The sequence below is a fragment of the Ruegeria sp. YTSA144 genome, from assembly GCF_059610125.1.
The window spans coordinates 51,029-65,285 of record NZ_JBXWNA010000012.1 but is presented as its reverse complement, the minus strand read 5'-3'; the positions used below and the strand labels follow the sequence as shown (position 1 = coordinate 65,285).

Below are 14,257 nucleotides of genomic sequence, written 5' to 3'. Positions count from 1 at the left end.
CCCGGTCAGTCCGCCGCGCCGTTCTCAAAAGCACCAGCTTCCAAGGCATGGGCCAGATCGGCCCGCCCTGCACGATGCGCGGCCTGCGCAAAGGCCGCGCCGAACCGGCCCAATACCTGATCTTCGCGCCAGAGCGTCTCAAACCCGTGCCGCGCCGCTGCCGCCATCTGATCCCGCGCGGTGCCTCCGTCCTGAAAACGGCGCATGGCTGCGATCAGATCATCCTCGGTTTCGAACAGTTCCCCGCCCCCTGCCCGTTCCACGATCTCGGGGAACGGACCCAACCGCCGGGCGATCACCGGCGTGCCCAGCCGGAAGCTTTCGATCAGGATGATGCCGAAGGTTTCATAACAGACCGAGGGCACGATCAGCCCCAATGCACCACGATAGTAGGCGTTCAACTCGTCAGGCGTCTTGCGGCCCAGGAATTTGATCCGGTCATTGCCTGCGGCCTGTGCCTTCAGCTCATCCGCATAATCGCCATCACCGAGGATCAGCAGATCGGCATCCGGGTAACGATCAAAGGCGGGGAAGACATCCTGCAACCCCTTGATCTTTTCCAACCGCCCGACAAACAGGAAATAGGGGCGTTCCTGCGCCGCCGGTTCCGGCAGGGCGCTCTGATCCAGGTCGGGCAGGAAATAGGGCAGCACCTGCATGTCCTGCCGCAGGCCGAATTCACGATGTTTGGCGCGGCTGAATTCGCTTTTGGCGATGATCAGGTCCATGTGATCCAGCGCCCGGTCCAGCGCACCGGTATAGCGCCAGAGCTGCGGCGGACGCTTGTGCTGCAACACGCAGCGCAGGCACTGGCGGTCATCGCACAGCTCGCGCCCATGTCGCCACAGCACATGGGTCGGGCAGACCAGCCAGTGCTCATGCGCTTCATAGACTTTCAACCCCTCGCCCATCGGCAACAGGCCCGGCCCGCCGATCAGGGATGTGTTGTTGTGCCAGATGATATCCGGCTTCCGCTCGGCCAGTATCTCGCGAATGCGGGCGGCGTGCACAACCGGGCGGCCCAGCTGCTGGGTCAGCAGGTTCGACATCACGCCGTTGCGGCTGCGCAGGCCGATCCGCCGCACGCCGTCGGGGTCGCCCTCGGGCTGGGGCTTGCCGCCCAGGATCAGATAGCTGTCTTCGTCATGCACCACCGTCACGTCATGCCCGCGCGCCACAAGCGCCCGCGCCATGCGCTGAATGCCGATGGCGTCACCGCCAAAGGAATAGGGGGGATAAAATGTGGTGAACATCAAAATGCGTAACGATTTCATCTATCTCTCAATTCCTTGAGTGTCAGCCGCAGGCAGGTGCCCGTCTTGCGGCCCAAGCATCGAAACCAGCAGGCGCAGCCTGTCCCGCTGGAGCAGAAAAGCCAGCAAACCATAGGCCAGAACACCCGTCACCGTGCCGGCAAGTAAAAGCAAAGCCGGAGACAGGCCGTCCAGTTGCCACACGACCCCCTGCACTGCCGCCGCCATCCCCCCTGACAGCAGGAGCGGCGCAAGATGCTGCCGTATCAAAGCCGGGCCGGACAGCCCCGCAATATGCCCCAGATTGGCAAATTTGAGCGGCCAGACCAGCAGAAAGACAGCCACAAAACCGGCTGTGACGACCGGCAATCCATACGGGGCCAGCACCACAATCACCCCTGCCGCCAGCGCCACCTCGACCCAGGACAGGATCGCCAGACGACCGGGCTGACCGGCCGCCAGACAAAAGGTCTGCTGCACCTTTTCGGCGCACAGATACATGCCAAACACAGACATCAGGCTCAGGACCGGAGCCGCCGGAGCCCATTTCTGACCGAACAGCAGCACCAGCGCCGGTTCCGACAGAACCGCCAGCCCGGCAAAGGCCGGAAAGGCCAGAAACCCGGTCAGGCGCATGACATCGATCAGCAAATCCGTCGCCGGACCACCATCGCGCGCCGCCGCACCAAAAGCAGGCTGCGCCACGGTGCGCAGCGGTGTGATAACCAGGAACGAGGCGGTCTCGATCACGCGCCAGGCGATTGCGTAATACCCGGCCGGAACCGGCCCCAGCATCGCGCCGATGATCACCGCAGGCGATTGCACCGCAGCCAGTTCCGCCGCGCGCAGGCCCAGAATCCGGTGACTGAAATGCAAGACCCTGCGCATATGATCCCGCGACGCATGGAATGCCGGGCGCCAGGAGACCGCCCCCCAGGCCATCACGATATTGGTGGCCGTCATCGCCAGCCGCTGACCGACCAGACTCCAGACGCCGTATCCCGCCAGCGCCATGCCAATGCCCACGCCCCCTCCGACCGCCGCGCCGAGCGCTGCACGGATGGCCAGAACACGGAACCGCATTTCCCGGCGCAGGATCGCCACCGGCACCGCCGTCAGGGAAATCATCAGCACCGTTGGGGACAATCCGATCAACAATTCACGCGCAACAGGCTCATTGTAGAAATATGAGACCGGCCCCGCGCCCAGATACAGCACAACCGTCAACACGCCCCCCAGCAGCGCCAACAGCCAGAAAACCGAGTTCAACCGCTCCGGTGACAGCGCCTCATGGGTCAGCAGAATGTCGGAAATCGTTTCGCGCACCAGGAATTCGGAAAACAGCACAAAGGCTGCAACCATCGCCAGAAGACCAAAGGCCTCGACCCCTAAAATACGGGCAAGAATGGCAAAAATGATGAAATTGAACGCCTGCTCGACCCAGATACCAGCCGACATCCAGGCAACTCCACTGCTGAAACTCTGCCGCCCTGACATCCGTTTCCTTCCTGCCGCCCGCACCCCGCCAAGTGCCGATGGCACACATGGCTCAAACACTCACACCTGTTGCGCACTGTATGCGCAATTGCAAACTTGACGCCTTAACGGTCGAATTTGGTCAAATTTATTGTCTATGTTCAGTCTGTACGTGTTCGAATACTATACGCAATACAGGGAATTATGCCCGTCACGTTCCAAGCGCCGCGCAAATCTTGCAGCGGGGGCTGGGGCAGGGATTATTGAGTGAATAAAAGGTTTTCATTTTCATGAACAAAGTCGCAGAGCCGATGGAGACGAACAGCACCACACCCGAAGAGCTGATCGCATCGGAAACCGCCGGCATGAGCCTGAGCGTGGTCATTCCCGCCTATAACGAGGAAAACGCCGTCCGCCACACGGTCGAGGACGTGCGCACCCATCTCGAACCGCTGGGCATTCCCTATGAGATCATCGTGGTGGACGATGCCAGCCAGGACAACACCCGCGCCGAGGCCGAGGCCAGCGGCGCGACCGTCACCTTCAACGATGTCAATTCCGGCTATGGCGCCAGCCTCAAGCGCGGGGTGCGGATGGCGCAGCATGAATATGTGGCCATTCTGGATGCCGACAGCACCTATCCCGCGCGCTACCTGCCCGGAATGCTGGCCCTGTGCCGCGATCAGGACATGGTCGTGGGCGACCGGGGCGCGGCGATGAAGAACGTGCCGCTGCTGCGCCGTCCGGCCAAAAAATTCCTGTTCGCTTTCGCCTCGTTCCTGGCCGAGCGCAAGATCAATGACCTCAATTCCGGCCTGCGGGTGTTCCGCAAATCCGAGTTGGTCCCGTTCCTGCCGCTCTTGCCGCAGAATTTCTCGTTCACCACCACGATCACGCTGTGCATGACCTCGAACGGCAAGCGGATGATCTATACGCCGATCGAATACGGCAAGCGGGTGGGCAAATCGAAGATCCGGCCGATTGATTTCATCAATTTTATTATCCTGATCTTGCGGATCAGCACGTTGTTCAATCCGCTGCGGGTATTCATTCCTATGGGGCTGGTGTTTTTTGCTCTGGGGGCTGTGAAGTTCACTATTGACCTCACCTACCTAAACCTCAGCGGAACCACGGTATTCGCGTTCCTTGCTGCGATCATGATCTGGTCATTGGGATTAATCGCCGACATGATCTCACGGCTGCATCTCAGGCCCTGATTGGGCATGACACAAACTTTCTGAAGCAGTAAAGGAATGCACACGTGACGGATGTCTCCCCTTCAGATGGCGGCACTGAAAGACCCCATATCATTATCCTCGGTGCCGGGCCGGCCGGTCTGGCCGCGGCCCATGCCCTGACCGGGCAGGCGAAAGTGACCGTGATCGAACGCGCGCCCAGTGCGGGCGGAAATTCGGCCTCATTCCCGATCGAGGGCGTGATCTGCGATTATGGCTCGCACCGGTTTCATCCGGCGGCCGAGCCCGAGGTTCTGGCCGATGTGAAATCCCTGCTGGGCGACGATCTGCTGCTACGCCCGCGCCACGGGCGCATCCGGCTGGGCGGCAAATGGATTCACTTTCCGCTGAAACTGACCGACGCGCTGATGCGCCTGCCCAAACCCTTTGCCGCGTCGCTGATCGGCGACATGGTGCTGAAACCCTTCCGCAACAAAAGCGAAGGCCCCGAGACATTCTCGACCGTGCTGTATGACGGGCTGGGGCCGACGATTTCGGACAATTTCTATTTCCCATACGTGCGCAAGCTGTGGGGGCTGGATCCAGACAAGCTGGCGGTGAAACTGGCGGAACGACGGGTGGGCAGCGGCTCGGTCGGCAAGATCCTGATGAAGATGCTGCGCCTGCTGCCGGGGCTGCGCAGCGAAACGGCGGGCCGGTTCTTTTATCCGCGCAAGGGGTTCGGGCAGATCTCGGACGCGATGCGCAACAGTGCCGAGGCCAATGGCGCCACCTTCCTGTTCAACACCGAAATCACTGCCATCGAGCGGGACGGCAATCGCATCACCGGGTTGACGATCCGCGACGAAGAAGGCGAGCGGCACCTGACCGGCGATCTGATCCTGTCGACCATCCCGCTGACCGGGCTGACGCGCCTGATCGGCGATGCTCCGGCCGAGGTGGTCGAAGCCGCCCGCGCCATCCGCTTCCGCGGCATGATCCTGCTGTACCTGGTGCTTGAGACCGACCAGTTCACCGAGTTCGATGCGCATTACTTCCCGGAACTGTCGATCCCGATCAGCCGCATGTCGGAGCCCAAGAACTATAACGCCAGCGGCGAACCCAAGGGCGTCACCGTTCTGTGTGCCGAACTGCCCTGCGACCCGGATGAAAAATGGTGGTCCATGTCCGACGAGGAACTGGGGCAGGAGTTCACCAAATGGCTGGGCCAGCTGGGCCTGCCGGTCACGGTACCGGTGCGCCGCTGCGAAACCCGACGGCTGAGCCATGCCTATCCGGTCTACGATGTGGGCTATGAAGACCGGTTCGATACGGTCGATCAATGGCTCTCGGATCTGGACGGATTGCTCGTATTTGGACGGCAAGGCCTGTTCGCCCACGACAATACGCACCACGCCTTTGCCATGGCCTATGGCGCGGCGGATTGCATCGACGACAAGGGCAATGTCGACCGCGCGAAATGGAACTGCTATCGCGAGGTCTTTGCCACCCATGTGGTGGAAGACTGACCCATGCCCGCCTGGCAGGCCGATATCCTGATGTATCATTCGATCTCGGATGCTCCGGGGCCAACCTCGATTGCACCCGACATCTTTGCGGCGCAGATGCAGGCGCTGGCGGCATCCGGCCTGCCGGTGGTCACGCCGGACGCGCTGGCCAACCCGCCTGCCCCCCGTGTGGTCATCATCAGTTTCGATGACGGGTTCCAGGATTTCGCCGATACCGCCTGGCCGATCCTGCGCGAACATGGCTTCTGCCCGATCGTCTATCTGCCCTCGGGCCTGATGGGCGGCACCGACAGCTGGGCCGGGGGCAATATCCCGCCCCGCCCGCTGATGGGCTGGGACCGGGTCGAGGCGCTGGCAGATGAAGGCGTCTGTTTTGGCGCACACAGTATCAGCCATCCCGATCTGTCGACGCTGGATGCAGAGGCCCTGGAGGAAGAAGTCACCGGATCCGGTCAGGATATTGCCGCCCGGCTTGGTCAACCCACCCGGCATTTCGCCCCGCCCTATGGCGCGTCGAACCCGACGGTACGCGCACAGATTGCCCGGCACTACGACACCTCGGTCGGCACCCGTCTGGGCGTGGCCGGGCCAGGGGATGACATCCACGACCTGCCCCGGCTCGAGATGTTCTATTTCACCGACATCGCCCGCTGGCAGGCTCATCTGGCCGGGCGCGGCGGGTCCTATCTGGCGGCCCGCAAACTGATGCGCGGCGTGCGAAGCGGGCTGAGCAGGGTGCTGCCCATCAACTGAATGTCAGGCTTCGGGTGCAAGCGTTCCGATCCGGTGGGCATTCGCCATCACACTGAATGTAATTGTCGTGGCCGGGATGGTCGGCAGGACAGAGGCATCAACGACGTGAATGCGCGTCGCGCCATGCGGGCGCCCCAGCACATCGCTTTCACCCGGGCCCGGGGCATCTGACATCGGCAGATCACCTCCGACATGAAAACTGGCCCCCGGCGCCCCGAACCGCGCTGCAAAAGACAGGCTGGTCAGACCAAGCCCCCGCAAGGCCCGGCCATAGCGCGCAAGTGCGGCGCGCATTGTCTCGGCGGTTGCGGGATTTTCGTTCAGTTCCGGGCGTAACCGCCCATCCTCTGCCAGACGCAAGGCTATTTCATGCGAATGATCGGAATGCAGGAAAACCTGCGCCACGATCAGACGTCGGGCCAGGGCCTCAAGCAGCGGCCCGCTGCCGGGTATCCGGCGGCCATAGTTCTGTTTCAGATCGCGGGCATAGTATTCGTTCCAGGTATAGATCTGCGCGTGAACCAGTTGCCGCGATACGGTCGGGTCATCCAGTTCGGCAAAAAGCTGCGGCAGCGTCTGATAGGGCAAAACATCGGGCCGCCTGGGCACCCGCCAGCGATGCAGCATCGGCAGAAAGGCCTGCTGGCTGTCTTTCAACACCAGCTCCTTGCCCCGCAGGCCGGGTGACGCCAACAGGATGCGTGCGCTTTCAAGCACCCCGGTGGCCAGAAACACCCGGCTTCCGCGGACATCACTGCCATCTGCCAGAGTGACGACGACATCATTGCCTTCCTCGCGGACCTGCCGCACCACGTGATCTGCACGGTAGGTAAAGCCCGGCTCTGCCTGCAACGCCGCACGGGTCTGTCTTGCAGACCAGATCAGCGACCACGGGCACCCGTGCAGACACAGCCCGCAGGTCTGGCATCCCGATCCAACCGCCTGACGTGCCAGACCGACATGCATCCCAGCCCCCTGCAATGCCTTCGCCTTCTGCCTGGACCGGGCCAGCAGCATCCCGGCCTGCGCGGTTGGTGGAACGGGTGTTCGGCCTGTCATATCGCAGGCGGGAAAGAGATTCTGAAGCCCGTCCTGTTGCCCGGACACAGGCATTATGTCCGCCACCGCGCTGTAATGTGGGGCAAGATCGTCGGTCGTTATGGGCCAGTCGTCGATATCCGCCTGCCGATACGGCAAGACCGCAGCGCCCCAGACATTGGACAGCCCGCCCGCCGCCCGCGAGGCGCGCAAAGCAAACCAATCCGCCCCTTCCGCCAAGATGCGCGCAGGTGAGGCCAGCGCATAACCTGTTCCATAGCGCCACACCTCGCCTTCCGGGGCCTGAAACTGAGGTTCCATCCAGGCTGTACGCGCCTCAGCGGTCCAGTCTTCGGCGCGGGTTCGGGACATCTGCTGCACCCGGTCCGTGACCCCGGGCCCCGGTTCCCCCCCGGCATCCAACATCGTGACGTTTCGCCCCCGCGCCAGCAAGGCCCGGGCGACGGAAACCCCGGCAGGCCCGGACCCTATGACAAGATCGCTCACTGCGCCTTTACTGCCCGGACCAGAACCAGCATTTCATAGTTGGGATCATGGGTGGACAGTTCTTCGGGCGCAATTTCACTGGCCCCAAGGCCGTGCAGGTTGCAGATGCAGGTAAAGACATTGCCAACGGTCGACACCTCGACATTCTCTGCCGGGAAGACCGCCCGGAACAGGCGGCGCTTGGACTGGCTGGTGAAATGCCAGTATTCACCCCAGTCATCCACGCCTTCACGGCGCGCCACACGAGTCATCCCATGCGAGGTACACAGCACCACGCCACCGGGTTTCAGAATGCGTTCCAGCGTAGCAATCGCCTTGTCGACCTCAAAGATCATCTGAAGGGTCTGGGTGATGATGATGCAATCGAAACTGTTGTCGGGAATATGCGGCGCATCGGTGATATCCGCCACGATGGTGGCCTGCGGATTGCCCTCGACATAGCTCAGTACATCCGCCTGCGTGACCCGGTCACCGCCGAATTTCTTCGTATAGGCCGGATCACCGAATTCCAGAACCCGGCCACGGATATCGTCGCTGTGATTTTGCAGGAATTCTTCCATGTAATGGCGTTCGATGGTCAGCAGGTCGCGATCCTGCCCGAACACGGCACTGATCGGCGACAGCCGCCGCAGCCCGCCGAAATCGACCGACCCAACCGGCACCGACTGAAGATTGTGCAACCGTTGTTGTTTACGGATCCATTTGCGCAGCCGGTCCGGCAGCAGCACGGTCGCGGTGTCGCGCACCAGCTTTTCAACTCTTTGTCCCGGTGTCATCGTGTTTGGCTCTTCATGCGTAGGCTTTGGCGCGTTTCTCGGCCATGATGTCAGCGATGATATCATCCAGCGTGCGCGCCGGGCTGAACCCGGTGAACCGCCGCAGCTTCGAGACATCCGGCAGACGGCGGGCCATGTCTTCGAACCCTTCGGGATAGACCTCTTCATAGGGCACCAGACGGATTTCGGACGCGGATCCCGTTGCGGCGATGACCTTTTCGGCCAGCCCCCGGATCGTCACTTCCTGTTCACCACCGATATTGAAGACCTGCCCCCGGGCTTCGGGGACATCGAGCAGACGCATGAGCGCCTCGATCACATCGGCCACATGGCTGAAACAGCGCGATTGCTCGCCGGTGCCATGAACCTGAATCGGCTGGCCGGACAGGGCCGCTTCGATGAAATTCGGAACAACCATGCCATAGCGCCCGGTCTGGCGCGGGCCGGTCGTGTTGAAAAAGCGCAGGACGATCACCGGCAGATCCACCTCGCGCGCATAGGCCAGCGCCATGAACTCGTCCAACGTCTTGGCGCAGGCATAGGACCAGCGCAGAATGCTGGTGGCGCCGATCGTCAGATCGTCATCTTCGTTGAACGGGAATTTCGATGCCTTGCCGTAGACCTCGGAACTGGAGGCGATGAAGACCAGGGGCTTGTGGCGCAGGGCCGCCCGCAACACGTTCTGCGTGCCGTCCACATTGGTTGCAATCGACTGGCTGGGCTGATCCATGATCAGCTTGACCCCGACAGCGGCAGCCAGATGAAACACCGCATCCGCAGCCCCGACCAGCTCTTCGACCAGACCGGTATCCAATACGCTGCCTTCGACAAAACGAAAGGCGGAATGATCCTGAACGGAAGACAGGTTTAGCAGAGATCCGGTGGACAGGTCATCCAGCACCGTCACCTCATGCCCATTGCCAATCAGACGCTCGGCCAGATGTGACCCGATAAAACCGGCCCCGCCCGTGATCAATATTTGCATGAAAAACCCTCGTACCAACAGAATCCACTCTAATGCCACAGGCTTAGCATAGGGATCGGTGGCCACCAAATGGTAGATACCGCTATGGTGCGCTGACAGGCCGGGCCTGCACAGTTTTAAGAAAAGGGCTGAATTGTTGCACAACGCATTAAGAATGTTGAACCTGCGGACATGACCGAAAAACACGTAGACCCCCGCCCCGGCGACGGGCTTGCAGGCCAGCGCGTGGTCGTGACCGGCGCGACCGGCTTTATTGGCCGGCGCCTGATCGATGCGCTGCTGAAACTGGAATGTGATGTGACCGCCTTGCTGCGCACGCGCCACGGGGCTGCCGCGTTGGAACAGGCCGGAGCAAAGGCACTGGTTTGCCCGCTGCACCCCGGCCCGGCTCTGACGCAGGCGCTGGACGGCGCGGCGGCTCTGTTTCATCTGGCTTACGATTTCCGGGCCTCCGGCGCGGAAAACCTTGCAGCCTTCGACGCGCTTGTCAAAGCCGCTGAAGACGGGTCCTGCAAACACATCGTGCATCTGAGTTCCGCCGTGGTCTATGACAGCTGGCCAAACGGGCCGATCACCGAGCGCAACCCGATCACGCCGGAAGATGTGCAAAGCTATCGCGGTTCCAAAATTGCGATGGAACAGAGACTGTTGCAGGGGAAATGCGACGCCGCCATCTTGCAGCCAACCATCGTCTACGGCCCCGGCAGCGCGCTCTGGACCAACGGGCCATTGGCGATGATGCGCCGGGGCGGCATCATCCTGCCCGACCCGCCCGGACAATGCCCGGCCGTGCATGTCGATGACGTGGTGCAGGCCGCCCTGCGCGCGGCCTCATCGCCCCGGGCCGGGGTCGAGCGATACCTGATCAGCGGGCCGGACACGCTGGGGTGGAAGGCGTTTTTCGAAGGCTATGCCCGCCTTGCCGGATGCGGAGAGGTTCGGATTGATCCGGTTGCAAACCCGGCCCCGCCCCCGCCGCCCAATGACAGTGCGCCCGCAGGCCCCTCTCTGGCGGGGCAGCTCAGCGCGCATCTGCGCCACCTTGTCGGGCGCCGCCGGGTCGAGGCCACCGCAGACTGGGTACGGTCCGTTCAGGCCCGGCTGGCGAACCCCCGGCCCGTGATGCCTGACATGGCCGGGCGCAGGCTTTTTGCCGGCCTGCCAGAGGTTTCAACCCGACATGCACAGGATCAGATCGGGTATGTGCCTCGTGTTTTCTTCGATGAATGGGTCGAGCATATGCGAAAACAATCGGCGCGCTGATTCAAGACTGCCTTGTTTTTGGAAACACCCATTCCGGGTCTTTGCCGGGAATGACAAATTAGTTGGCTTCGTTTCCGATCTGTCCTATCCGATGAAGAGAGAAGGTTTCCAATCTGCTAAGCTAATTTTAATTCAGTGTGACTTTGTACGATCAGGATAGATTATGAACTACGAAACCTCGCACCATCAGTCCCTCAAACAGCTTATCGCGGCGCGCGATGCGCGGGTTGCCGTGGTTGGGCTTGGCTATGTCGGGCTGCCGCTGGCGCTGACCGCCTATGATGAAGGGTTTGATACCACCGGCGTTGATCTGAACCCCGACCGGGTGGCGCGGATTAATCAGGGCGATCAGGTCATATCCTATCTGGCATCCGACCGGATCGCACAGGCGGTGGAGAGTGGGCGCTTTCGCGCAACGCAGGACGCCGCAGCACTGGCCGAGGCCGATATCATCCTGATCTGCGTGCCGACCCCGCTGACCGACGCACAGGATCCGGACATGCGCTTTGTCGCTGCCGCCGCGCAGACCATCGCGCAGCATCTGCGCCCCGGTCAGATGGTGGTGCTGGAAAGCAGCGTCTGGCCCGGCGCCACGACCACGCTGGTTCAGCCGATCCTCGAAGCGGGCGGTCTGCGGGCAGGTTCCGATTTCTTCCTGGCCTTCTCGCCCGAGCGCGAAGACCCCGGCAATGACAAATTCGACACGCACAGTATCCCCAAGGTGGTTGGCGCCGACGATCCGCTGTCGCGGCAACTGGTCGAGGATTTCTACCGCGCCATCGTCACCAGCGCCGTACCGGTCAGTTCGGCCGCCACGGCCGAAGCGGTGAAACTGGTCGAAAACAGCTTCCGTACCGTCAATATTGCGCTGGTCAACGAGTTGAAGACCGCGCTTGAAGCAATGGACGTGGATGTCTGGGAAGTGATCGAGGCGGCGGCGACCAAGCCGTTTGGCTTCATGCCCTTCTATCCCGGTCCTGGAATTGGTGGGGCCTGCATCCCGGTGTCTCCGGCCTATCTGGCCTGGCGCGCCGCGGATGCAGGATCTGATACGCCGCTGATCAATCTGGCCCGCTCCAGCAATGACGCGGTCCCTTCGATGCTGGCGGCACGGATGGCGGCGGAACTGGCCGCGCGCAACGGCTCGGCGCTGGCGGAAACCGGGCAACCCCTGACCGGCCAGCGCATCCTGCTGATGGGCATCGCCTATAAGCGTGATGTCGAGGACACCCGCCGCAGCCCGGCGCTGGTGCTGCTGGACGAACTGGAAAAGCTTGGGGCCGAGGTCGAGTATCACGACCCGTATTTCCCCCGCCTGCCCGAAGGTGGCGAATACCCGCAGCTTGCGGGCCGGACATCTCAGCCGCTGACAGCAGAAAATCTGAAACGTTATGCGGCGGTGGCCGTCATCACCGATCACAGCGCCCCGGATTATGGTCTAGTCGCGCGCGAGGCCGCGCTGGTCTTCGACACGCGCAACGTTTTTGAAAAGCAGGGGATCAGGGTGGCAGACGGACGGCTGGTCAAGATGTGAGCAACCCACCAGATCGCAGAAAGGCGGGTCGGCAGGCAGTTGGTTTTCGGCGCTATTTCTATCTGAACCCCCATTGCGGTGTCTTATGACCCCACGGAACTGCGCCAATCGGCGGAGCTTTGCATGTTCTGAGGGTTTGCGCGGGCAGAGATTGCAGTCATAAAAATTTTGCTAAATAGTACACTGAACATTCCAATGCCTGAAAACAGGCAGTGTTGAACGAGTAGTGGGGCAAAGCCCCGTCAGGTAAAAATAACCAAATTTTAACCCAAGGTGGTTCACAGTTTTGCCATGATTCCGGCGCGGAATCATACCGGGCACTCACCCCGGTGGCACAAACACGGCCACTCTGGAAACTGACGTGGCCAAAACCAATGCCGGAGGACCGGATAACATGATGGGAATTCTCGGAATAGCTGTCCTTGTTGGCTTGGGAGCCAGTGGATTTGCTTTGTACTCCGGCATGTCCATCCTGATGGTCATAGGAGTCTACATGCTGGCGGGTTGGGCATTCATCCTTGCCGCCGTCATCGTGATCTTCGCCATCCGGTCATTCAGACCACAGGCACAGAAACAGGATCACGCCTATTCGGGCTGATCCTTTACAATGTACCGGAACATCTTCCATCAAATCAGCAAATGCGCAGCGGGATGCCCTAGTCCCGTCCGGCGACCCGCTTGGCCACATAGCCCAGAAACGCCCGCTGCGGGTTTCTGATCTGTGGGCGGCCTGACGCGGCCCAATAAGCCAGCCAATCCGCTTCCAGCGCATAGACATCGCGGCCCGGCGCCATCGCCCTGGCCTCCTCCAGCGCCTGCGGCGGCAGGATCGGCTTGTCCGGCCCCTCGACCACCTGACCCCGGCGCGAGAACCGGATCAGGTCGCCCGGCTCTTCGGTCATCTCATAATCGGGCAGGTGATCGGCTGCGATCATGTCACGGATCATCTTGCGGAACACCCGGCGCGGTGAGGCCGAGCCAGATTTCTTCAGCAGCACCTCGACCGAGATCCGCCACTCGGGCTGACGGCCACAATGTTTGCGCGCCAACTCATAGATCCGCCGCTCGAGCGGTTTGCGCAGGCGGAAGTAATCGCGGCTGAGGGTCAGCACCGATTTCGCCAGCACCGCGCGGAACAGCCAGTCCGACAGTTTCACGCTGACGCTGGCCATCCGTCCTGCCCTTGTGTGCCGCACGATTTCCCAGCTTTCGATCAGGCCGAACCCGGTGGTGGTTTCCTTTTCACCCGTCACAATGTTGGTGGTGATCCTTGTGCCGGCCAGCCGCTCGAACGCTTCGCGCAGACGCTTGTAACCGTCACCGCTGGTTTCGCGGTTGGTGGCCACCAGCAGATCATGCGCCTTCAGATGCAGCACTCGGCTGACCGTCCGGCCCGCATTGATCGCCGCCATCAGCTGGCTGATGCAAAAGATCAGGATGTCCTTGTCGTGGATCGTCGCCAGACCGCGCACCGAAGGCGTCACCGTGATCTCGACCCCGTTATGTTCGTAATTGAGGATCCGCCGATCCGGCCGGGTCGAGAGCGAAAACATAGGATGCTCCATCGAACCCATATCTGTCTTGGGCAGCGCATCGAAGATATCGCATACAAAAAAATCGCCCGTTGGGTGCCGGTCAGGCAACAACGCCCCCGACCCGCTCATACTGCCCTGCCCATATGTCCTGCCCGAATCTTTGTTCGTGGTTTTATTGACGCTCACCGTAGAGTTATCCACAGGATGCGTAAAGCCGCCGGAACGTGGGTTCAGAGTCACTGCAACGTGGGATCAGAGTCACTCTATCGTGGGATCAGATTCAGTATGATCTGCAAGAAATACAAAAACCTCTTTTTTTTCTTATACTTAAGAAAACTCGAATTGACCCGTAACTAATAAGATAACAGGATTCTAACGGAACATTTTTTTGCTGTACGCTCAAAAGCAGCGTCTCGAAGGGTTTCTACCCCTT

The 14,257-nt window shown here is 61.2% G+C and carries 12 protein-coding genes; 6 read left to right on the top strand and 6 right to left on the bottom strand.

The annotated features are described in order from the left end of the window. Positions 1-5: 5 nt before the first annotated feature. The gene (locus AC2FF8_RS18810; protein WP_170347043.1) at positions 6-1,274 is read right to left on the bottom strand and encodes a glycosyltransferase; all 1,269 of its coding nucleotides are present in this window, start codon (positions 1,272-1,274) and stop codon (positions 6-8) included. Continuing rightward, a complete protein-coding gene (locus tag AC2FF8_RS18805; RefSeq protein ID WP_496874003.1) occupies positions 1,275-2,711 on the bottom strand; it encodes a lipopolysaccharide biosynthesis protein in 1,437 nt (478 codons plus the stop codon). Positions 2,712-3,019: 308 nt separating this feature from the next. On the opposite strand from AC2FF8_RS18805, the gene AC2FF8_RS18800 reads away from it, so the two are divergent. Genes AC2FF8_RS18800 through AC2FF8_RS18790 form a run of 3 tightly spaced genes read left to right on the top strand, consistent with a single transcriptional unit; the run spans position 3,020 to position 6,186 of the window. Then, the gene (locus tag AC2FF8_RS18800) at positions 3,020-3,946 is read left to right on the top strand and encodes a glycosyltransferase family 2 protein (protein WP_496874004.1); all 927 of its coding nucleotides are present in this window, start codon (positions 3,020-3,022) and stop codon (positions 3,944-3,946) included. A gap of 44 nt (positions 3,947-3,990) precedes the next feature. Further along, positions 3,991-5,433, top strand: a complete 1,443-nt coding sequence (locus AC2FF8_RS18795) for a protoporphyrinogen/coproporphyrinogen oxidase (protein WP_496874005.1) — start codon at positions 3,991-3,993, stop codon at positions 5,431-5,433. 3 nt (positions 5,434-5,436) lie between these two features. Further along, a complete protein-coding gene (locus AC2FF8_RS18790) occupies positions 5,437-6,186 on the top strand; it encodes a polysaccharide deacetylase family protein (protein WP_496874006.1) in 750 nt (249 codons plus the stop codon). A 3-nt stretch (positions 6,187-6,189) separates the two neighbouring features. Here AC2FF8_RS18790 and AC2FF8_RS18785 read toward each other — a convergent pair whose 3' ends face one another. From AC2FF8_RS18785 to AC2FF8_RS18775, 3 genes are read right to left on the bottom strand one after another with little or no spacing between them, the layout of a single operon-like run. Continuing rightward, positions 6,190-7,731 carry a GMC oxidoreductase gene (locus tag AC2FF8_RS18785; protein WP_496874007.1) on the bottom strand — a complete coding sequence of 514 codons (1,542 nt, stop codon included), beginning with the start codon at positions 7,729-7,731 and terminating at the stop codon, positions 6,190-6,192. Next, a complete protein-coding gene (locus AC2FF8_RS18780) occupies positions 7,728-8,507 on the bottom strand; it encodes a class I SAM-dependent methyltransferase (protein ID WP_170347056.1) in 780 nt (259 codons plus the stop codon). The genes AC2FF8_RS18785 and AC2FF8_RS18780 overlap by 4 nt, the downstream gene beginning before the upstream one ends. Before the next feature lie 13 nt (positions 8,508-8,520). After that, positions 8,521-9,492: an NAD-dependent epimerase/dehydratase family protein gene (locus tag AC2FF8_RS18775; protein ID WP_496874008.1), complete on the bottom strand. Its 972-nt coding sequence runs from the start codon at positions 9,490-9,492 to the stop codon at positions 8,521-8,523. Between the two features lie 171 nt (positions 9,493-9,663). On the opposite strand from AC2FF8_RS18775, the gene AC2FF8_RS18770 reads away from it, so the two are divergent. The 3 genes from AC2FF8_RS18770 to AC2FF8_RS18760 all read left to right on the top strand — a co-directional run bounded on the left by AC2FF8_RS18770 (position 9,664) and on the right by AC2FF8_RS18760 (position 12,887). Continuing rightward, positions 9,664-10,755: an NAD-dependent epimerase/dehydratase family protein gene (locus AC2FF8_RS18770; protein WP_496874009.1), complete on the top strand. Its 1,092-nt coding sequence runs from the start codon at positions 9,664-9,666 to the stop codon at positions 10,753-10,755. 163 nt (positions 10,756-10,918) lie between these two features. Next, positions 10,919-12,289: a nucleotide sugar dehydrogenase gene (locus AC2FF8_RS18765; RefSeq protein ID WP_170347069.1), complete on the top strand. Its 1,371-nt coding sequence runs from the start codon at positions 10,919-10,921 to the stop codon at positions 12,287-12,289. Between the two features lie 394 nt (positions 12,290-12,683). Beyond that, positions 12,684-12,887, top strand: coding sequence for a hypothetical protein (locus AC2FF8_RS18760; RefSeq protein ID WP_480686319.1), 204 nt, complete (start codon positions 12,684-12,686; stop codon positions 12,885-12,887). Between the two features lie 58 nt (positions 12,888-12,945). On the opposite strand, the gene AC2FF8_RS18755 is transcribed toward AC2FF8_RS18760, so the two are convergent. Continuing rightward, a complete protein-coding gene (locus AC2FF8_RS18755) occupies positions 12,946-13,953 on the bottom strand; it encodes a replication initiator protein A (protein ID WP_171364598.1) in 1,008 nt (335 codons plus the stop codon). Positions 13,954-14,257 lie beyond the last annotated feature (304 nt).